Raw genomic sequence first — 1,044 nt, forward strand, 5'->3', positions numbered from 1 at the left:
TTACCAGCTCCTCCAGTATGCCGGTATCTTCGATCGCATTGATTTTATCTCTAAGGTCTGAGGGTACCTCTCCATGTGCCTGCAAAAGGCTTATGATCATCTCCTTATAGGCATTTTCCCTGCCTGCTGCTTCGCCTTCCTTATAACTGTCTTTCTTCTCCCAGTAAATAATATCTTCAAATTTCATATATTCCAATTTCACCTCCGGCTTCTCTTTCACCTTCGTTACCAGTTTGTGCAGCCGGTCTGTAGCTTCATCTACCACATTCTCCTTCCGACTGTCCTGCAGATAGGTAAGCAGTGCATGGATCGCTTCATTTCCCCCACGGGTTCCTCCGGTATTAAAATACAAAAAGGTCAGCCCGTCTTCATAATCGACCTCCGGCACTTCTTCACAGTGATTATGTACACAGTACTTCATGTATCCTTTTCCGAAAATATCATAATTCAGGATCGTCACAATATAGAGATTTGGCAGCTTATCAAACTCCCGATCCCCACTGGCAAGCTGTCTGCTGTCGATCACTGCCTGATAAAACCGGTTGTGCTTTGGCACATTCATATCCTTTCTCAGATGGGGCTCCAGATCATAAATATTCACTCCTGATTCCTGATCTTCCCCTTCCAGAATCTCCACATCCATCCGGATCCCCCGTTTCTCGGGAAGGATTCCCTGCAGTGTCTTCTGTGCTGTGATATGGATCTTTCCGATCTGCCTTTGCAGCAGGGTTTCCAGAATAAGCCTGCAGAACTCCTCTCCAAGCTCCTGATCCAGTGCGGCCGCATTCATCAGGAAATCATCCATGACATCCATTTCTTCCAGTGTCTTTTTGGTTTTACCCATACCTCTTACCTCCTCTGGCGGTACAGAAAGTACAGGTATCCCCTTCTCTTCTGTCTTCTTCCGCCTACATAATTTGTCTGTGTGAAAATGCAGGCGATACGCCAGAAGATGCCTCTGCCTGGTTCAGATCCCAAAGATTCAGATTCATCAGATTTTCACATGAATTTCTGTTACATTTTTATCGTATCAGTATATGAAAT

Annotated in this window: 1 protein-coding gene; it reads right to left on the reverse strand. The window is 45.2% G+C overall.

What is annotated here, in order from left to right; all coding sequences use genetic code 11:
• A partial coding sequence (locus WJQ40_RS00360) for a hypothetical protein (protein ID WP_337537525.1) occupies nt 1-844 on the reverse strand: 844 nt, incomplete at its 3' end.
• Nucleotides 845-1,044 lie beyond the last annotated feature (200 nt).

The sequence above is a fragment of the Suilimivivens sp. genome, assembly GCF_037359455.1.
GTDB classification, from domain to species: domain Bacteria; phylum Bacillota; class Clostridia; order Lachnospirales; family Lachnospiraceae; genus Suilimivivens; species Suilimivivens aceti.